At 58.5% G+C, this 17,793-nt stretch carries 16 protein-coding genes; 9 read left to right on the forward strand and 7 right to left on the reverse strand.

Annotated elements, in window-relative coordinates; translation table 11 throughout:
- Positions 1 to 19 precede the first annotated feature (19 nt).
- From D5067_RS16535 to D5067_RS16555, 5 genes are read right to left on the reverse strand one after another with little or no spacing between them, the layout of a single operon-like run.
- On the reverse strand, positions 20 to 3,136 hold the full coding sequence (locus D5067_RS16535) for an efflux RND transporter permease subunit (RefSeq protein ID WP_119935102.1): 3,117 nt from the start codon (positions 3,134 to 3,136) through the stop codon (positions 20 to 22).
- Entirely contained in the window at positions 3,133 to 4,338 is a 1,206-nt protein-coding gene (locus tag D5067_RS16540) for an efflux RND transporter periplasmic adaptor subunit (RefSeq protein WP_119935103.1), read from the reverse strand. The genes D5067_RS16535 and D5067_RS16540 overlap by 4 nt, the downstream gene beginning before the upstream one ends.
- Entirely contained in the window at positions 4,335 to 5,591 is a 1,257-nt protein-coding gene (locus tag D5067_RS16545) for a TolC family protein (protein WP_119935104.1), read from the reverse strand. The genes D5067_RS16540 and D5067_RS16545 overlap by 4 nt, the downstream gene beginning before the upstream one ends.
- Positions 5,592 to 5,602: 11 nt before the next feature.
- Entirely contained in the window at positions 5,603 to 5,896 is a 294-nt protein-coding gene (locus D5067_RS16550; RefSeq protein WP_119935105.1) for a copper-binding protein, read from the reverse strand.
- Between the two features lie 56 nt (positions 5,897 to 5,952).
- Entirely contained in the window at positions 5,953 to 6,354 is a 402-nt protein-coding gene (locus D5067_RS16555) for a hypothetical protein (RefSeq protein ID WP_119935106.1), read from the reverse strand.
- A 342-nt stretch (positions 6,355 to 6,696) separates the two neighbouring features.
- Between D5067_RS16555 and dcuC the strand changes: the two genes are divergently transcribed.
- From dcuC to ptsP, 7 genes are all read left to right on the forward strand, one after another.
- Positions 6,697 to 8,064, forward strand: coding sequence for an anaerobic C4-dicarboxylate transporter DcuC (dcuC, locus tag D5067_RS16560; protein WP_119935107.1), 1,368 nt, complete (start codon positions 6,697 to 6,699; stop codon positions 8,062 to 8,064).
- Between the two features lie 94 nt (positions 8,065 to 8,158).
- A complete protein-coding gene (gene rna / locus D5067_RS16565; protein ID WP_119935108.1) occupies positions 8,159 to 8,968 on the forward strand; it encodes a ribonuclease I in 810 nt (269 codons plus the stop codon).
- Positions 8,969 to 9,140: 172 nt separating this feature from the next.
- Positions 9,141 to 9,464: a PTS fructose transporter subunit IIB gene (locus D5067_RS16570; RefSeq protein ID WP_119935109.1), complete on the forward strand. Its 324-nt coding sequence runs from the start codon at positions 9,141 to 9,143 to the stop codon at positions 9,462 to 9,464.
- Positions 9,465 to 9,491: 27 nt separating this feature from the next.
- A complete protein-coding gene (locus D5067_RS16575; RefSeq protein ID WP_119935110.1) occupies positions 9,492 to 10,742 on the forward strand; it encodes a PTS fructose transporter subunit IIC in 1,251 nt (416 codons plus the stop codon).
- Between the two features lie 11 nt (positions 10,743 to 10,753).
- Complete coding sequence (gene ypdF / locus D5067_RS16580) at positions 10,754 to 11,839, forward strand: aminopeptidase (protein ID WP_119935111.1); 1,086 nt, start codon at positions 10,754 to 10,756, stop codon at positions 11,837 to 11,839.
- The gene (ypdE, locus tag D5067_RS16585) at positions 11,839 to 12,879 is read left to right on the forward strand and encodes an aminopeptidase (protein WP_119935112.1); all 1,041 of its coding nucleotides are present in this window, start codon (positions 11,839 to 11,841) and stop codon (positions 12,877 to 12,879) included. The genes ypdF and ypdE overlap by 1 nt, the downstream gene beginning before the upstream one ends.
- 22 nt (positions 12,880 to 12,901) lie before the next feature.
- The gene (gene ptsP / locus D5067_RS16590; protein ID WP_119935113.1) at positions 12,902 to 15,397 is read left to right on the forward strand and encodes a phosphoenolpyruvate--protein phosphotransferase; all 2,496 of its coding nucleotides are present in this window, start codon (positions 12,902 to 12,904) and stop codon (positions 15,395 to 15,397) included.
- Between the two features lie 3 nt (positions 15,398 to 15,400).
- Here ptsP and D5067_RS16595 read toward each other — a convergent pair whose 3' ends face one another.
- Both D5067_RS16595 and D5067_RS16600 read right to left on the reverse strand, forming a co-directional pair.
- Positions 15,401 to 16,246, reverse strand: a complete 846-nt coding sequence (locus D5067_RS16595; protein ID WP_119935114.1) for a helix-turn-helix transcriptional regulator — start codon at positions 16,244 to 16,246, stop codon at positions 15,401 to 15,403.
- A gap of 1 nt (position 16,247) precedes the next feature.
- Positions 16,248 to 16,868 (reverse strand): flavin reductase family protein, encoded by a 621-nt coding sequence (locus D5067_RS16600; RefSeq protein WP_119935115.1) that lies wholly within the window; start codon positions 16,866 to 16,868, stop codon positions 16,248 to 16,250.
- Positions 16,869 to 17,159: 291 nt separating this feature from the next.
- Between D5067_RS16600 and rnk the strand changes: the two genes are divergently transcribed.
- Entirely contained in the window at positions 17,160 to 17,570 is a 411-nt protein-coding gene (rnk, locus tag D5067_RS16605; protein WP_119935116.1) for a nucleoside diphosphate kinase regulator, read from the forward strand.
- Between the two features lie 147 nt (positions 17,571 to 17,717).
- Positions 17,718 to 17,786 carry a small membrane protein YldA gene (gene yldA, locus D5067_RS24160; protein ID WP_374208615.1) on the forward strand — a complete coding sequence of 23 codons (69 nt, stop codon included), beginning with the start codon at positions 17,718 to 17,720 and terminating at the stop codon, positions 17,784 to 17,786.
- Positions 17,787 to 17,793 lie beyond the last annotated feature (7 nt).

Raw genomic sequence — 17,793 nt, forward strand, 5'->3', positions numbered from 1 at the left:
GCGCATGCAGGAAATAAATTTAACGTTGATGTAACAATTTATACAGGGCCGGAATAACCAGCATCGACAATAAAGGCGCAGTAATCATTCCACCAATCATCGGTGCCGCAATGCGCTGCATCACCTCTGAACCACTGCCTCCGCCCCACATGATGGGCAGCAATCCCGCCATGATGGTCGCTACCGTCATCACTTTAGGACGCACGCGCAGTACGGCCCCCTCATGGATGGCGCGCATCAGCAGAGCATTTCCCGCCCCCGGCTCTCGGCCCCGATATTTATCCAGCGCATGATTTAAATAAAGAACCATAATTACGCCGAATTCTGCTGCCACGCCTGAGAGGGCGATAAACCCGACAACGCCCGCCACCGACAGATTATATTCAAGCAACCACAACAACCACACGCCGCCAATAAGCGCGAACGGTAATGTCCCCATTATTATCAGGACATCTGATACCCGTTTAAAGGTTAACCACAGAAGGATAAATATAATCATTAGCGTTACGGGTAAGACTATTTTAAGCTTTTCCGTTGCTCGCTCAAGATATTCAAACTGCCCGGACCAGGAAAGTGATACGCCCTGCGGTAAAACCACCTGCTCAGCCACACGCTTTTGCATCTCCTCTACGGCAGACTTCAGATCGCGCCCGCGCAGGTCCACGTAGATCCAGTTAGAAAGACGCGCATTTTCATTCTTTAACATCGGTGGCCCTTCGGTCACCACGATGTCCGCCAGCTCGCCAAGCGCCACCTGGCTGCCGTTGGCCGCGATGACCGGTAACACCCTCAGCTTATCAACATTATCGCGGAGGTCGCGCGGATAGCGCAGATTAATGGGATAACGCTCGCGCCCCTGCAGCACTTCACCAATGTTGTCGCCGCCCACCAGCGTGGAAACCATACTCTGCAACTCGTCGACAGAGACGCCGTAGCGCGCGGCCTTCTGCCTGTCGATGCGAATATCCACATAGCGGCCACCGACGAGGCGCTCCGCCAGCGCTGACGTGACGCCTGGAACCTGCTTCACCACCTGCTCTATCTGCTGGGCCACCCGCTCGATATCGGCAATATTATTGCCGTTTACCTTAATGCCTACGGGGCTTTTTATCCCCGTTGCCAGCATGTCCAGCCGGTTGCGGATGGGGGGCACCCACACGTTTGCGATCCCAGGCAATGACACCGTTTTATCCAGTTCTTCCACCAGCTTCTGCGGCGTCATACCCGGTCGCCACTGGTCACGCGGTTTAAAGTGGATCGTCGTTTCAAGCATGGTTAACGGCGCGGGATCGGTTGCTGATTCGGCCCTGCCCGCTTTACCAAACACGCTTGCCACTTCCGGAACGCTTTTGATAAGCCGGTCAGTTTGCTGCAGCAGCCTGGATGCCTCCCGGGCTGATATTCCAGGCAGCGTGGATGGCATATAGAGCAAATCCCCTTCATCGAGCGGCGGCATAAACTCGCTTCCCAGGCGGCTTAACGGCCAGAGCGTAGCAAGCAAAAGCGCAAAGGCCAGCACCAGCGTGGTTTTCGGGAACGTCAGCACCTTGTCCAGCAGCGGCTCATACAGGCGGATCAGCACGCGGTTGATCGGATTAGCCTTCTCATCGGGGATCTTTCCGCGAATAAAATAGCCCATTAACACCGGAACAAGAGTAATGCCCAACCCTGCGGCCACGGCCATCGACCAGGTTTTGGTAAAGGCCAGCGGCGAGAACATTCGTCCCTCTTGCGCCTCGAGCGAAAACACAGGAATAAACGACAGCGTGATGATTAAGAGGCTGCAAAAAAGCGCCGGCCCAACCTCTACCGCCGCACGCTCCGCAAGACGCCAGTAATCCCCCGACGTCGGCTCCTGCCCGGGGTGAGCATGTCGCCACTGCTCAAGCACTTTGTGCATGTTCTCAATCATGACAATGGCGGCATCCACCATCGCCCCGATGGCGATCGCAATCCCGCCCAGCGACATAATGTTTGCGTTAATACCCTGGTAATGCATAACCACAAACGCGCCCAGTATGCCCAGCGGCAGCGAAACAATCGCCACCAGCGCAGAACGGAAATGGAACAAAAACAGCGCGCACACCGCCACAACGACGGCAAACTCTTCGAGCAGTTTGTGCGTCAGGGTTTTGACCGACTCCTCAATCAACGTGGAACGGTCATACACCGGGACAATCTCGACGCCCGGCGGCAGTGTTTTTTGCAGTTCATGCAGCTTCGCTTTTACCGCATGAATCGTCTCCAGCGCGTTCTGTCCGTAGCGCATAACCACCACGCCACCCGCCACTTCGCCTTCGCCGTTCAGCTCCGCCACACCGCGGCGGATCTCCGGGCCAAAGCCGATGGTCGCAACGTCTTTGAGGAGAACGGGTACCCCCTCACGGCTGGCGATGACCACGTTGCGAAAATCATCCAGCGAGCGCAAATAGCCCGTGGTGCGCACCATATATTCCGCCTCTCCCATCTCCAGCAGTGCGCCACCGCTCTCCTTATTCGCCGCCTGAACGGCACTGGAAAGCTGGCTATGGGTAATGTTCAGGGCGCGCATCTTCGCGGGATCGGCCACAATCTGGTACTGCCGTACCATCCCGCCAATGCTCGCTACTTCCGAAACGTTCGGTACCGTTTTAAGCTCAAACTTCAGCGTCCAGTCCTGAATAGCGCGCAGGTCCGCCAGGCTATGCTGACCGCTGCGGTCGATCAACGCATACTCGTAAATCCACCCTACGCCCGTCGCGTCTGGCCCCAGCGAGACGTTTATCCCCGCGGGAAGCTGCGCCTGCGCCTGGCTGAGATATTCCAGTACCCGTGAGCGCGCCCAGTAAAGATCGGTACCGTCTTCAAAAAGTACGTAGACGTAGGCATCGCCAAACATGGAAAATCCGCGAACCGTTTTTGCCCCCGGAACGGAGAGCATTGAGGTCGTCAGCGGCCACGTCACCTGATCTTCAATCACCTGCGGCGCTTTGCCGGGATAGCTTGCCTTGACGATAACCTGCACGTCCGACAAATCAGGAAGCGCATCCAGCGGCGCGCGCTGAACGGCCCATACGCCCCAGCCCGCCATCACCAGCGCGGCCAGAATCACCAGCAGCCGGTTACGTAATGAAGCCCGAATCACGGCGGCAATCATGGTGTCACCTCCGGCATTACGCTGCGCAGGCTGGCTTCCGAGTCGATCAGGAACTGCCCGGAGGTCACCACGTTATCCCCCTCTTTCAGCCCCGAGCGGATCTCCGTCCACCCCTGCGCCGTTAGCCCCGTGTCAACATTCACCGGATGGAAGTACCCGTCTCCGGTCGCTATCAGCAGCCGCGAGGATTCACCGGAATTGATCACCGCCTCTTCCGGTACCGCCAGCACCGGCGCACGTTTGGGTTCTTCCGCACGCGCGACGGAAAGGTACATACCCGGCTTTAGCCTCTGCTCTTTATTGTCCAGCACGATGCGCGCCTTCAGGGTGCGCGTCGTGGTCTCCATCTGCGGCAGCAGTTCGCTCACCGTGCCGCGAAACTGCACTCCCGGCCAGCTTTCTGTCGTCGCCACCATTTGGCTTCCCACCGTCAGAGACTGCGCCTGCGTCTGGGGATAATCGACAACCAGCCAGACCGGGTCGAGACGGGCTATCTCAAACAGCGGTGCCGTTGCCGTAATCTGCGCCCCTTCCCGCACATCCAGCTTGACCACATAGCCTGCCTGCGCGGCACGAAGCGTCAGCGTCGTTTGCGGTTTACCGCTGCGCTCGAGCGCCTGGATAACCTCCTGCGGCATAAACTGCAGCGCCAGCCGCTCCCGCGCTGCGCGCGTCAACGCCGCATCGCCAAGCTGACGCACCGCCAGATACTCCTGCTGGGCCGCCGTCCACTGTGGGATCCAGAGCTGCGCCAGCGGCTCTCCCGCGCGAACCTGCTGCTGTGGCGCCTTCACGAACAGCGTCGAAACCACGCCATTCGCGGGCGCCGACACCACGCTCACGCTGCGCTCATCCGTCGATACGGTGGCAAAGGCGGAGAAAGGTGAAACCAGCTGGCGCATCTGCGCTTTGGCCGTTTTCATGCCCAGGTTTTGCTGCTGCTGCGTGCCGATCCCGACGCCGGTCGCGGCTTTCTCTTCATCGGCGTAGCGCGGGACCAGATCCATGTCCATAAAGGGAGATTTGCCGGGCTTGTCAAAACGCTGGCCGGGCATCATGGGGTCGTACCAGTACAACACCTTTCGCTCTGCGGGCTGCGCTGTCTGCTGCGCCTGATGAGACTGCCTTTGCCCGATAACATAGCCACTCCCCGCCGCGGCGATGAGGGCAGCGATAGCGGCAATTACGGTTGTTTTTTTCATTGCGCCAGCTCCTGCGGTATTAGCCAGTTTACGGCAGCCCAGGCCCGCGCCATCTCGCGTTCCGCCTGGTTCACCGCCAGTTCCGTATCCAGCACGCCACGACGCGCCTCCAGCAGTGCCGGGAGTTCCGACTGCCCGGAACGGTACTGTGCCGTCAGCACGTCCAGCCGCTGACGCTGTAAGGGCAGAACGTCATCGCGCTGGCGCTGCCACAAGGTCTGCGCGGCCCGGTACTGCGCGACCAGCGTTTGCACCTGCGCGATATGTTCACGTTTAATGAGCGTGAGCTGGTCCACCGCCTGCATCGAACGCGAGACGTCGGCAGCGTAATCTTTGTCCTGCCGTTTCGACTGGAACAGGGGCAGATCCACGCTGAACATCACGCCCGCCATATCGTCATACCCTTCGGCGCGGTGGGCGTAAAAGACCTCCACGTCCACATCCGGTATGGCCGCGACGGCAGACTGCGCGGAACGGGCTTTGGCCGTCTCGGCTTCGCGCCGGGCAGCCTCCACTTCAGGGTGCCGGACAATCCCCTCTTCCAGCGTTTTTTCATCGGCGGGGAGGCGTTGATAACGCGGCAGAGGCCCGCGAACAGCCGGGATGGATTGCCCCGTCAGCTGCAGCAGGCGGCTTTGCGCCAGCTGCACGTCGCGCTGAGCCAGCGTCTCTTTATCGCGCATTGCGCTTAGCGTCATCTGCAGCGACAGCACGCCGTCCGGGGTGGAGCTTCCCGCCCCGACGCTCGCCTTCTGCACGCCGCGCTGACGCTCGGTTTCGCTGACCAGTTTTTTTGCCGTCTTCAGCGCCTGCTGAGCGAGCGCTAAATCCAGCCATGCCTGCGCGGAATCACGTTGCAGCGCGGCGCGAATGGCTTCTGACTTTGCCAGCACGCCCCGCGCCTGTGCCTGAAACGTCTGCGCCTTACGCTCGCGCTTCTCTGAACTGACGTAGCTCTGCATGATGCCCACTTTCTGCATCGTCATGCCTTCACGCGTCAGCCGCCTGTCGCTGCTGCCCTGCACCGGGACGTTTTCAATGCCAAATTTCAGTTTCGGGTCGGGTAATTGGGTTGCGGAATCCGCCATCGCATCCAGCGCCTGCGCTTCGTTACGGCTGGCAGATAACTCCGCTGAATAGCGTTGTGCTTCGGTCAGGGTCTGTTCAAGCGTCCACGGCTCCGCCTTCGCGGCGGAGCCAAAAAACGCGAACGCCACCCCACCGAGCCACAGGCCCAGTGTGTGTAGTTTCATGGTCTCCTCGCTTAGCGCTTAGGCGTCAGCGAGACAATCTGGAAGCCGTCACCCGCACGCTCAAGCGTGAAGGTCACCTCGTCACCGGGTTTTGCACCGTTTAGCTCTGCGCCCGCAGACAACGTGAACGGCATGGTCATCGCCGGCCATTTCAGTTCGGGAATGGCGTCATGCTGAAGCATGACGGCGTCCTTAGAAACAGACTGAACCACCCCGTGGCCCTGCCAGCTCTGGTTGGCCTGTACGGAATAAGAAGCGAAAGAGACGGACGCGCCAAGCAGCGCGGAAAGGTATAAAGCACGCATGATAAAACTCCTGTTAAACGTTAATTAAATTAAAAACAACGGATTAACAGGTGTATCTACTCTCTGAACCGGCAATAGCGAATCGTTGCCGGGGGCCCCACAGCAGGCGGAGACAGTGACCACGCAGCGTGGCTGACGGAGGTGCATTCTGGCGGAGTGAAGGAGAGCATCATGGCGGCAGGAAGCGCCACCAGCTGCGGCTGTGCGGGATCTTTCTGAACCTGATCCGGCACGCAGTGCTTTTCGCACAGCGGCGACGCGTCGACCGCATGGTGCGGACCCGGTTTCGCCATCATATCCATATGCTGGATAGCCGCGACCTCACCGCGCAAATCGATAGAACAGTCGTGGGAGGCAATCGCCACCTGACTCTGAATGAACAGCCAGCCAAAGGCGACCAAAAACATCAGCAGATGTTTTTTGAGGAAGCGCAGGCGACAGGACCAGCTGGCATGCATATCGGTATCGTCAAGTGAGAAAAGGTAGCCGGAGTATAAGCAGGCAAAAGAATGGATGAAAAGCGCTTTTAACGAGTTTTACGTTAATTACCGGCTGGCGGGCCATTAACGCTTAATAACTTAACAATGCCATATCAATTTAATGACATATAATGATGATTAAGCCAATCAATAATGAAGTGATAAAAATGGCGCTACGTTGGCAAAAATATCGTCATCATCTCCTTTAGTAGTAATTTTATTGATTTTAATCAGCAAGGAGTGGCCATTTATTCGGCACATTTCATGCTTCTTTTTTATTGATTATTCGTGCTCTCGGGCAGCAAGGGTACAGGGGAAACCATGCTTACGTTTATCGAGCTCCTTATCGGAGTCGTCGTCATTGTGGGTGTAGCGCGCTACATCATTAAAGGCTATTCGGCCACGGGCGTGTTATTCGTCGGCGGCCTGACGCTGCTGATCGTCAGTGCGCTAATGGGCCATCAGGTTTTACCGGCCAGCGAAACCAGTACCGGCTATACCGCCACTGACATCGTTGAATATATTAAAATCCTGCTTATGAGCCGCGGCGGCGACCTGGGCATGATGATCATGATGCTGTGTGGTTTTGCCGCCTATATGACCCATATCGGTGCCAACGATATGGTGGTTAAAATGGCCTCTAAGCCACTTCAATATATCAACTCCCCGTATCTGCTGATGGTCGCCGCCTATTTCCTGGCCTGCCTGATGTCTCTTGCCGTTTCGTCGGCGACCGGTCTTGGCGTACTGCTGATGGCGACGCTGTTCCCGGTGATGGTCAACGTGGGCATCAGCCGCGGCGCGGCGGCGGCAATTTGCGCTTCCCCTGCGGCCATTATTCTCTCTCCCACCTCTGGCGACGTGGTGCTCGCCGCGAAGGCCGCAGAGATGTCGCTCATCGACTTCGCGTTCAAAACCACGCTGCCCATCTCCATTGTGGCCATCGTCGGAATGGGCGTCGCGCACTTCTTCTGGCAGCGCTATCTCGATAAGAAAGAGAACATCAGCCACGAGATGATGGACGTCAGCGAGATCACCACCACCGCGCCAGGGTTCTATTCCATTCTGCCGTTCACCCCGATCATCGGCGTGCTGATTTTTGACGGCAAATGGGGTCCGCAGCTGCATATCATTACTATCCTGGTGATCTGCATGCTGCTGGCCGCCCTGCTGGAATTTGTGCGCGGGTTTAACACGCAGAAAGTCTTCTCGGGCCTGGAAGTCGCGTATCGCGGCATGGCCGATGCGTTCGCTGGGGTGGTCATGCTGCTGGTGGCGGCGGGCGTGTTTGCCCAGGGTCTGAGCACCATCGGCTTTATCCAGAGCCTGATCTCCATCGCAACCTCGTTTGGCTCTGCCAGCATTATCCTGATGCTGGTGCTGGTTGTGCTGACCATGCTGGCGGCCATGACCACCGGTTCAGGGAACGCACCGTTCTACGCCTTCGTTGAGATGATCCCGAAACTCGCGCACTCCTCCGGCATCAACCCGGCCTATCTGTCTATCCCTATGCTGCAGGCCTCTAACCTGGGGCGCACCATTTCCCCGGTATCGGGGGTGGTGGTCGCGGTGGCGGGTATGGCAAAAATTTCGCCGTTTGAAGTGGTAAAACGCACCTCAGTCCCGGTACTGGTGGGTTTGATCATCGTTATTATCGCCACGGAAGTGCTGGTTCCCGGCGCCGCCTAAGCTAAATTTCTGAATACCTTAAAGCGCCTGCGGGCGCTTTTTGTGTTTTAATAACTGCCAGAAATTAATCGCGTTTCATCAATCAGGAAATCAAATGTTCAGGAAGGATGTCATTATCCCGTCCGGCGCCATGGCGCTCGCACTTTGTGTATTCTCCATCGAGGCCGAACCGCTCAAGGCAACGCAATACGCCGATTTCGATCGCTACGTTCTGGCGCTTTCCTGGCAAACCGGGTTTTGTCAAAGCATGGCCGATCGCAGCCGCAAGGAGCCTGACGAGTGCCGCCTGCAAAAAGAGAGTGCCAGCAAGAGTGATTTCCTGACCGTTCACGGCCTGTGGCCCGGCCTGCCGAAGTCTATAGCGTCGCGCGGGGTAGACGAACGTCGCTGGATGCGCTTTGGCTGCGCCACCCGCCCGCTGCCGAACATGCCGGAAGCCAAAGCCAGCCGCAAATGCGCCGCCGCCGAAACCGGCCTGTCCCTGTCCGGGGCGGCAAAGCTGAACAGCGTCATGCCCGGCGCGGGCGGGAACTCCTGCCTGGAACGCTACGAGTATGCTAAACACGGCGTCTGCTTCGGGTTCGACCCCGACGCCTATTTTGGCACCATGGTGCGTTTGAATCAGGAAGTCAAAAGCAGCGCGGTGGGAAAATTCCTCGCGGATAACTACGGCAAAACCGTTACCCGCAGCGCCTTTGACAAGGCTGTCGCCACCACCTGGGGCAGGGAAAATGTCAAAGCGTTCAAGCTCACCTGCAACGGTAACCCGGCCTACCTGACGGAAATGCAGATCTCCCTGAAGGCCGACACCATAAATAATCCGCTTTCCGCAGGTTCGTTTGCGCCACAGCCGCATCCCGGCAGCTGCGGCAAACAGTTTGTAATCGACAAAGTCGGATATTAATTCTCTTCCGGGCCTCCCCTGCCCGGATTTTCATTCATTTCCGTTATATGACGATTAGCGTCACACTTCCGCGCATACGCATCATTCATCCAGCTATTGCATCATTTATCCGGTAAACACAATCGAAACCTCCCCGCCATAATCGAGGCGTCATCTACTGGAGGAATTTCACATGGCTAAAAAATTGATCGCGCTGTGCGCCTGCCCGATGGGTCTGGCACATACCTTTATGGCCGCTCAGGCGCTGGAAGATGCCGCCACGGAAGCAGGCTACGAGGTCAAGATTGAAACGCAGGGTGCAGACGGCATCCAGAACCGCTTAACGGCGCAGGATATCGCCGAAGCCGACATTATCATCCACGCCATCGCCATCACCCCGGAAGACAACGAGCGCTTCGAAACGCGCGACGTCTACGAGATCACGCTTCAGGACGCCATTAAAAACGCGGCGGGCACCCTGAAAGAGATCGAAGAGATGATCGCAGCAGAACAATAATAATTTTCAACCTCAGGGGTTTTCGTCATGGCAATTAAAAAACGCAGTGCGGTTCGCCCGGAAGGTCACGAGGGCGGTACGCTCGCAATCAAACCCGCGCCGGTTGCCACCAGCAACGCTTTCTGGAAGGAACTTCCTCAGCACATTATGTCGGGTATTTCCCGCATGGTGCCGACACTCATTATGGGCGGGGTGATCCTCGCCATTTCACAGCTTATCGCCTACGTCTGGCTGGAAATTCCGCCCGATACCGGCATTTTGGACGCGCTGAACTCGGGCAAATTTACCGGGTTCAATCTCTCCGTTCTGAAATTCGGCTATCTCACCGAATCCTTCGGCGGGCTGCTGTTTAGTTTTGCAATCCCGATGTTTTCCGCCTTTGTCGCCAACTCCATCGGCGGCAAGCTGGCCTTCCCGGCCGGTTTTATCGGCGGTCTAGTCGCCACGCAGCCCACGCTGGTATTGAATTTCGATCCTGAAAAACTGACCTGGCTTGCCACCAAACCCGTGCCTTCCACCTTTATTGGCGCGCTGATTATCGCGATTGCAGCAGGCTACCTGGTGAAGTGGCTGAACACGAAAATCAGCGTGCCGCAGTATCTGCTGGCCTTCAAAAGCACCTTCCTGATCCCGATTCTCTCCGCGCTGTTTGTCATGCTGGCGATGTATTACGTCATCACCCCCATTGGCGGCTGGTTAAATGCGGGTATGCGCACCCTGCTGCTCGCTGCTGGTCAGGCGGGTTCGATGATGTACGCCATCGGCATGGCGGCCGCGACGGCCATTGATCTCGGCGGGCCTATCAACAAAGCGGCCGGTTTTGTCGGGCTGGGGTTAACCACCGACCACGTATTGCCGATCACCTCGCGCGCGGTGGCCATTGTCATTCCACCGATTGGCCTCGGCCTGGCCACGCTTATCGATCGCCGTCTGACCGGCAAACGCCTGTTCAGCCCGCAGCTCTATCCGCAGGGCAAAACGGCGATGTTCCTCGCCTTTATGGGGATCAGCGAAGGCGCCATTCCGTTTTTACTGGAGAACCCGCTCGCTACGCTGCCCGCGTACATGATCGGTGCGATCGCCGGCGCCATGACCGCTACCGCGCTGGGTGCCGTTCAGTGGTTCCCGGAATCGGCAATCTGGGCGTGGCCGCTGGTGACCAATCTCGGCGCCTATATGCTGAGCATTCTTGTCGGCGCGGTCATTACCGCCCTGCTGGTGGTCACCATCCGCAACAGCATGCACAAACGCGGAAAACTCGCCATCGATACGCTGTAATGGGGTGAAGAATGGATTTACTGACAAAGCTCCGCCACTGGCTGGCAGCAGAAAAGCTGGATGGCGTACTGATTGCGTCGCGCCAGAATAAACAGCCGCATCTGGGGATTTCAACCGGTTCAGGCTACGTGCTGGTGACGCAGGCGCGCGCACACATCCTGGTGGATTTTCGCTATTACAACGATATCGCCTCGCGCGCGGCGGGCTACCGGATGCATCTGCTTGATGCAGCAAACCCGTTTGCCACGGTAGTGAACCGCCTCATTGCCGAGGAAAACCTCGCCACGCTGGGGTTCGAAGGTGAACACGTCAGCTGGCAAACCGGCAGTCAGTGGCGCGACACGCTAGGTACAACGCTTTGCGGTATCTCCCTTGATGCCCTGCGGCAGATAAAAACGGCGGACGAAATTGCCCGCATTCGCGCGGCCTGTCGCATTGCCGACAGCGCAGCACGGCACATCCGTCGCTTTATCCAGCCAGGCATGCGCGAGCGCGAGGTCGCCGCCGAGCTGGAGTGGTTTATGAAGCAGCAGGGGGCGGAAAAGCCCTCTTTCGACACCATCGTTGCCAGCGGGCCGCGCGGCGCCCTGCCGCATGGAAAAGCCTCTGACAAAGTGATTAATGCAGGGGAACTGATCACTCTCGATTTTGGCGCCCAACACCAGGGATACTGCTCGGACATGACGAGGACGTTCCTTGTCGCCGGACAGAGCCAGAGCCCCGAAAAGCATCCGCTTTATCAGGTCTATCAGACCGTGCTGGAGGCGCAGCTCGCGGCCATCCGCGCGATTCGCCCCGGTATTCCCTGCCATCAGGTGGACAGCGCCGCCCGCTCGGTGATTGAACGCGCGGGCTACGGGCCGCAGTTCGGCCACAATACCGGGCACGCCATCGGCATTGATGTCCATGAAAACCCGCGCTTTTCTCCAACCGATAGCACGCTGCTGCAGCCCGGTATGCTCTTGACCGTCGAACCGGGTATCTACCTTGAGGGCGCGGGCGGCGTGCGCATTGAAGACGTCGTTCTGGTGACGGAGACGGGAGCCGAGGTGCTCTACGCCATGGATAAGACCCTGCAAATAACGGGAGAACGGTAATGGACCATGAATTACTGCGCGCGCTGAGCGAAGCCGATGCGATTGCCGCCTCAGAACAGGAGGTGCGCGACATCCTGATCGGTGAGGCGCATAAGCACCATAAAGAGGTGCAGTTTGACGGCCTCGGCTCCGTGCTCATCCGCGTTAACCAGAGCAGCGGGCCGAAGGTGATGGTCTGCGCCCATATGGACGAAGTCGGGTTTATGGTGCGCAGCATTACGAAGGAAGGGGCGATCGACGTGCTGCCGATTGGCAACGTGCGCATGATGGCACGCACCCTACAGCCGGTCCGCATAACCACGCGTGACGGACGGAAAATCCCCGGTTTGCTGGATGGGGACGTCAACGGCGCTACCGTTGACAATCTGCGCGTCGACATCGGTGCCATCTCGGCTGAAGAGGTGTTAGCCAGCGGCATTGACGCGGGTGACCGCGTGACGTTCGATACCCTGTTTCAGCGTCTTCCCCACCGCCGCGTGATGGGAAAAGCCTTTGACGACCGGCTCGGTTGTTACCTGCTGATCGCCCTGCTGCGCGAGCTCCATCGGGCGCCGCTCGACTGCGAGCTATGGCTCGTAGCAAGCTCAAGCGAGGAGGTAGGCCTGCGGGGTGGAGAGACCGCTACGCGGGCCATCAACCCCGATATCGCGCTGGTGCTCGATACCGCCTGCTGGTCTAAAAACTTTGATTACGGCAGCGCAAACCATCGCCAGATTGGCGCGGGCCCCATGCTGGTGCTGTATGACAAAACCCTTATCGCCCCGCCAAAACTGACGGCGTTTATTGAAAAAGTCGCGCGCCCATTAGGCATCCCGCTGCAAAAAGACATGTTCAGCAACGGCGGCACCGACGGGGGAGCGGTACATCTCTCCGGCACGGGCGTGCCTGCCGTGGTGCTGGGCCCGCCGACCCGACACGGGCACTGCGCGGCATCCATCGCCGACGAAAACGACATTAACCACACCCATCAACTGCTTGTCGCCCTTGTGGCATGCATGAACCGTGAGACCGTGGCTCACCTGACGGACTTCAGGTGCTGATCTCACGCGGTAAGGAGTAACCATGCTTTCGATTGAATTTTTCTGCCCACTGCCCAACGGGCTGCACGCGCGCCCGGCCTGGGCGCTGAAGGAGCAGTGCAGCGCATGGCACTGCGATATCCGTTTTATCAACAAACGCCTTAACACCCACGCGGATGCCAAAAGTTCGCTGGCGCTGATCGGCACGGGGACGCTGTTCAACGACAGCTGCGTGCTGGAACTGAGCGGTAGCGACGAGGAGCAGGCACGACGCGCCCTTGAGCAGTATATCAATGCGGAATTTATCGACAGCGACAGCATACCTTCCGGTGATGCGCCCCACGTTGCCCATCCCCTTCCCCGCTCGCTGGTGCGGCTCAACCCGCAGCTGCAGCACGCCATTACGCTCGCCACCGGCATCGGTACCGGCACATTGCAAGGCTGGCAAAGCGATAATCTCCAGCGCTATCGCCAGAACCCGGCGTCGCCGGAGGACTGTACGCGCCTGGAACACAGCCTGGCCACGCTTGCAGAGCAGCTTAACCATCGCCTGCGCGGGCTTGAAGGCGAGAGTAAAACCATCATCAGCGCCCATCTCTCGCTGATTCAGGATGATGAATTTGGGGGCAACATACGCCGCCTGATAAGCAGCGATCGGCTTAGCCTTGCCGACGCCATCATTCGTAACATGGAGCAGATCTGCGACAAGCTGTCTAACTCGGCCAGCGACTACCTTCGTGAGCGCGTCAGCGATATCCGCGACATCAGCGAGCAGCTGCTGACTATCACCTGGCCTGAACTCCAGCAGGCCTCCGGGTTTACCCTCAACGCGCCCACGATTCTGGTGGCCGAAGATTTAACGCCCAGCCAGTTTTTAAGCCTCGACACCCGCTACCTGGCAGGCATGGTGCTGGAGAAAACGGGGCGAACGTCGCACACGCTGATACTGGCACGCGCCGCGTCCATTCCCGTGCTGAGCGGCCAAACGGTCTCCTCGCTGGCGCCGTTTATGGGCAAAGAGGCGGTTCTGGACGGCATCTGCAGCGTACTGGTTACGGAGCCCAATGAGGCCGTGAGCCGCTACTATAGCGTGGCGCAGCGCCTCGCCGAGATCCGCCACCAGCAGCAGATCAAAGACGCAGGGCTGCCTGCACTCACGCGGGATAACGTTCCGGTAGATATTGCGGCCAACATCGGCAGCGCGCTGGAGGCCCCTGGCGCGTTCGCCTGCGGCGCGCAGGGCGTTGGCCTGTTTCGAACCGAGATGCTTTACATGGACCGCGATAGCGCCCCGGACGAGCAGGAGCAATTTGAAGCCTACCAGCAGGTCCTTCTCTCCGCAGAGGGTAAACCCGTCATCTTCCGCACCATGGACATTGGCGGCGACAAGCAGATCCCGTACCTGAATATTCCGCAGGAGGAGAATCCGTTCCTCGGCTATCGCGCGGTGCGCATCTATCCGGAGTTTGCTCACCTGTTCCGCACCCAGCTTCGCGCCATTTTACGCGCGGGTGCCAGCGGAAATGCGCTGCTGATGATCCCGATGGTGCATAGCCTGGATCAGATTTTATGGGTCAAAAAGGAAATGCAAAACGTGCGGGACGAGCTGGCGTCGCAAGGACTGCGCCATACGCCGCACCTGCCGCTGGGGATTATGGTTGAAGTGCCTGCCGTCTGTTTTATCATCGACCACTTCTGCGAAGAGGTCGATTTCTTCAGCATCGGCTCAAACGACATGACCCAATATCTTTACGCGGTCGATCGCAACAACCCGCGCGTATCGCCGCTATACAACCCGATCGCGCCGTCATTTTTACGCATGGTGCGCCAGATCGTCACGGCCGCCCACCGCTACGGTAAATGGGTCGGGATTTGCGGTGAGCTTGCCGGCGAACGTCGTTATCTCCCCCTGCTGCTGGGGCTTGGCATCGACGAGTTCAGCATGAGCGGGCCGCGTATCCCCGCCGTGAAAACCCAGCTGCGCCAGCTGGCGATGACGGCCTGCCGGGAGCTGGCCGATAGCGCCTGCGAGTGTCGCAGCGCGGAAGAGATAGAAACCCTGCTGGCCGATTTCACACCTGAAGAGCCCGCGCGACCGCTGCTGGCGCGGGAGACCATCGTCTTCGGTCAGCCGCTCACCTCCAAAGAGCAGGTGCTCCAGTATCTGTGCGGCAACCTGGCGATTCAGGGACGCACAGATAATCCGCTGGAGCTGGAAGAGGATATCTGGCAGCGCGAAGAGATTGTCACCACGGCCGTCGGGTTCGGCGTGGCCATTCCGCACACGAAATCGCAGTGGATACGCCACTCCAGCATCAGCATTGCGCGTCTGGAAAAGCCCATCGACTGGGAGTCCGACATGGGCGACGTGGAGCTGGTGATCATGCTGACGCTGGGCGCGCAGGAGGGGAACAACCATGTGAAAGTATTCTCACAGCTGGCGAGGAAGCTGGTGAACAAAGCGTTTCGGGAAGCCCTGTTCGCGGCTGATTCACCGGAAAGCATGCTTGACCTGCTCACTGCTGAAATCACCTTTTGATTGCTACTGGAAGCGGGCGCGATACTCCCCCGGCGTCAGACCAAACTGGCGCCGAAACAGCCTGGAAAAATAGTCGCTGTCGGCGTACCCGCAGCGCTTCGCCACCTCGCCCACCGGCAGGTGGTATTTTTGCAGAATAGTGCGCGCTTTGCCCATTCGCACCCAGCGAACGTAATCCACAAAGCTCATCGTGCCGTGCTGCGAAAACAGGCGCGACAGGTGGTTAGGGGAAATCGTAAACAGCGCGGCGACGCTCTCACGCGAAAGGGGTTCCGCATAATTATTCTGCAGCCAGCTGCAGATGCTCTGGTAGAGAAACGCCCCGCGCGAAAGCCCCGGCTCGGCGCATGCCGAGGCCACCTTCCGACACCAGTGAAGCAGGCTTAGCGTCAGAGGCTGAATAATGGCCTGATCCTGCGGTGACGCGCTCAGATGCGTAAGCGCCATCAGCATGGCGGCACACTCGCCTCTTTCCGGATGCGGAAGCTGCACGTTGCGCTGAGGCTGCCCGTTGCCCGGCCCCTGAAACGCCAGCCCCAGCCAGGAGGGTGCAAAGACAATGCTCAGCAGCATCACCGGCTCGTCAAACATCGGCACATTGGCCGCCTGGGCAGGCACAAACAGCATCTCCCCCTGACGGATCGCCTTTTGCTCCGGGATCAGCTGGTTGCCATACACCCCGCGCAGGACCACGTCGAGACGGGGCCACTCAGAACGAAAACGCCCGGCAGGTGCCGGGGCCGGCGAGTGAGCAAACCAGACCCGCCCCAGCTGCTGGGGGTTCAGCACCAGCCCGCTGAGCAGGTCGGCAAAAAACTGCCGATCGGCGGGAAGCCGGGTATCAAGCATGTTATCCCCTGCGCGCGTCGGGGCGAACCAGGTCAAACCGATGCGTATCGCTGATCCCATAGTAGGCCGTTGGCCCACCCGCGCGCAGAATCGGCTGCGCCTTCGCGGTCTGGTAAATGCCCTCTTCCAGCAGCGTATCGGCAATATGAATACCGACCACTTCCCCCAGCACCAGCCAGGTGTCAACCGGCGTACCGTCGGCGCCCGTCAGCTGGATGCACTGCGACAGGCGGCACTCAAAGTTAACCGGGCTTTCCGCCACGCGCGGCGCGTTCACCAGCTGGCTGGCCGCAGGCGTGAGCCCGGCAAAGGTAAATTCATCTTCACCGTGGGGAAGCGTGACGGAGGTTTCATTCATTGCCTCGGCCAGGTCGCGCGTCGCCAGGTTCCAGACAAATTCGCCCGTTTCGGTAATATTGCGCACGCTGTCCTTCCAGCCGTTGCTGGAAAAGCCGATGATTGGCGGGCGGTAGTTGAAGCAGTTAAAGAAGCTGTACGGGGCGAGGTTAAGCTGGCCCGCTTTGTCGCAGGAAGAGATCCAGCCAATCGGACGCGGGCCGATGATGGCGTTCAGCGGGTCATGCGGCAGGCCGTGCCCCTGAGAAGGTTGGTAGAAGTACATAGTGCTCTCTCATTGGTGGGGCAGACGCGAACTACGCTTCGCTCATTGCCCTGTTTCAGGACGCTCAGCGTAACGCAATCCGCCAAAAATTAAGAAGGATAATGCAGATTTGTATCGCGTCACGTTTTTCGCCAAAAATTCATATGACCGATGAATGTGACCAACATCACTTCAAACTTGCCCGCTCAGTGAGTATCATCGGGAGAGTTAAACCCTCGCTGCCAGACGGCGAGGGTTTTCTTTTGGATTGGTTTCTGCGTTACACGCAGCATTAACGACATGGAGTAAAAAATGTCCAGACCCACAATTATCATTAATGAACTCGACGCAGAACGCATTGACCGACTTCTGGAAAAAGCTGAATTCGCTTCACTCCCGGTAGCAGACGCGCTGAATGAAGAACTCGACCGGGCGCAAATGTGTACGGCTGAAACCATGCCGCATGACGTGGTGACCATGAACAGCCAGGTCAAATTCCGCAACCTGACCACCGGTGAAGAGCTGACCCGCACGCTGGTCTATCCGGCGCAGATGACCGACAGCAGCGCCCAGCTCTCCGTTCTGGCCCCCGTTGGCGCAGCCCTGCTTGGGCTTCGCGCGGGTGACACTATCCACTGGGAATTACCGGGAGGTGCCTCCGCCCATCTGGAAGTGCTGGAACTGCTTTATCAGCCAGAAGCGGCGGGCGATTACCTGCGTTAATTCACCCGCTCTCATTGCCCAGAGGATGCATACGCATCCTCTTTCGGTGATATCACCCATTTTTCCTATGTCGCTCAAAATCCCCTTAATCCACGCTTAATCTGTTTTAGTGCCGCGGGGACGGTCATGGGTGAAACACTCGCTATTATGCTGGTTTTTCTGATTTTTTTGGCGGTAATCGTCACGGCAGTGCTGTATCTTGAGCGTCACTGGTAAGCGAGCT

Source organism: Enterobacter huaxiensis (genome assembly GCF_003594935.2).
Classification (GTDB): domain Bacteria; phylum Pseudomonadota; class Gammaproteobacteria; order Enterobacterales; family Enterobacteriaceae; genus Enterobacter; species Enterobacter huaxiensis.

Coding starts and splice junctions, on each gene's coding strand:
- D5067_RS16535 (WP_119935102.1), bottom strand. CDS start 3,136: ATGATTGCCGCCGTGATTCGGGCTTCATTACGTAACCGGCTGCTGGTG.
- D5067_RS16540 (WP_119935103.1), bottom strand. CDS start 4,338: ATGAAAAAAACAACCGTAATTGCCGCTATCGCTGCCCTCATCGCCGCG.
- D5067_RS16545 (WP_119935104.1), bottom strand. CDS start 5,591: ATGAAACTACACACACTGGGCCTGTGGCTCGGTGGGGTGGCGTTCGCG.
- D5067_RS16550 (WP_119935105.1), bottom strand. CDS start 5,896: ATGCGTGCTTTATACCTTTCCGCGCTGCTTGGCGCGTCCGTCTCTTTC.
- D5067_RS16555 (WP_119935106.1), bottom strand. CDS start 6,354: ATGCATGCCAGCTGGTCCTGTCGCCTGCGCTTCCTCAAAAAACATCTG.
- dcuC (WP_119935107.1), top strand. CDS start 6,697: ATGCTTACGTTTATCGAGCTCCTTATCGGAGTCGTCGTCATTGTGGGT.
- rna (WP_119935108.1), top strand. CDS start 8,159: ATGTTCAGGAAGGATGTCATTATCCCGTCCGGCGCCATGGCGCTCGCA.
- D5067_RS16570 (WP_119935109.1), top strand. CDS start 9,141: ATGGCTAAAAAATTGATCGCGCTGTGCGCCTGCCCGATGGGTCTGGCA.
- D5067_RS16575 (WP_119935110.1), top strand. CDS start 9,492: ATGGCAATTAAAAAACGCAGTGCGGTTCGCCCGGAAGGTCACGAGGGC.
- ypdF (WP_119935111.1), top strand. CDS start 10,754: ATGGATTTACTGACAAAGCTCCGCCACTGGCTGGCAGCAGAAAAGCTG.
- ypdE (WP_119935112.1), top strand. CDS start 11,839: ATGGACCATGAATTACTGCGCGCGCTGAGCGAAGCCGATGCGATTGCC.
- ptsP (WP_119935113.1), top strand. CDS start 12,902: ATGCTTTCGATTGAATTTTTCTGCCCACTGCCCAACGGGCTGCACGCG.
- D5067_RS16595 (WP_119935114.1), bottom strand. CDS start 16,246: ATGCTTGATACCCGGCTTCCCGCCGATCGGCAGTTTTTTGCCGACCTG.
- D5067_RS16600 (WP_119935115.1), bottom strand. CDS start 16,868: ATGTACTTCTACCAACCTTCTCAGGGGCACGGCCTGCCGCATGACCCG.
- rnk (WP_119935116.1), top strand. CDS start 17,160: ATGTCCAGACCCACAATTATCATTAATGAACTCGACGCAGAACGCATT.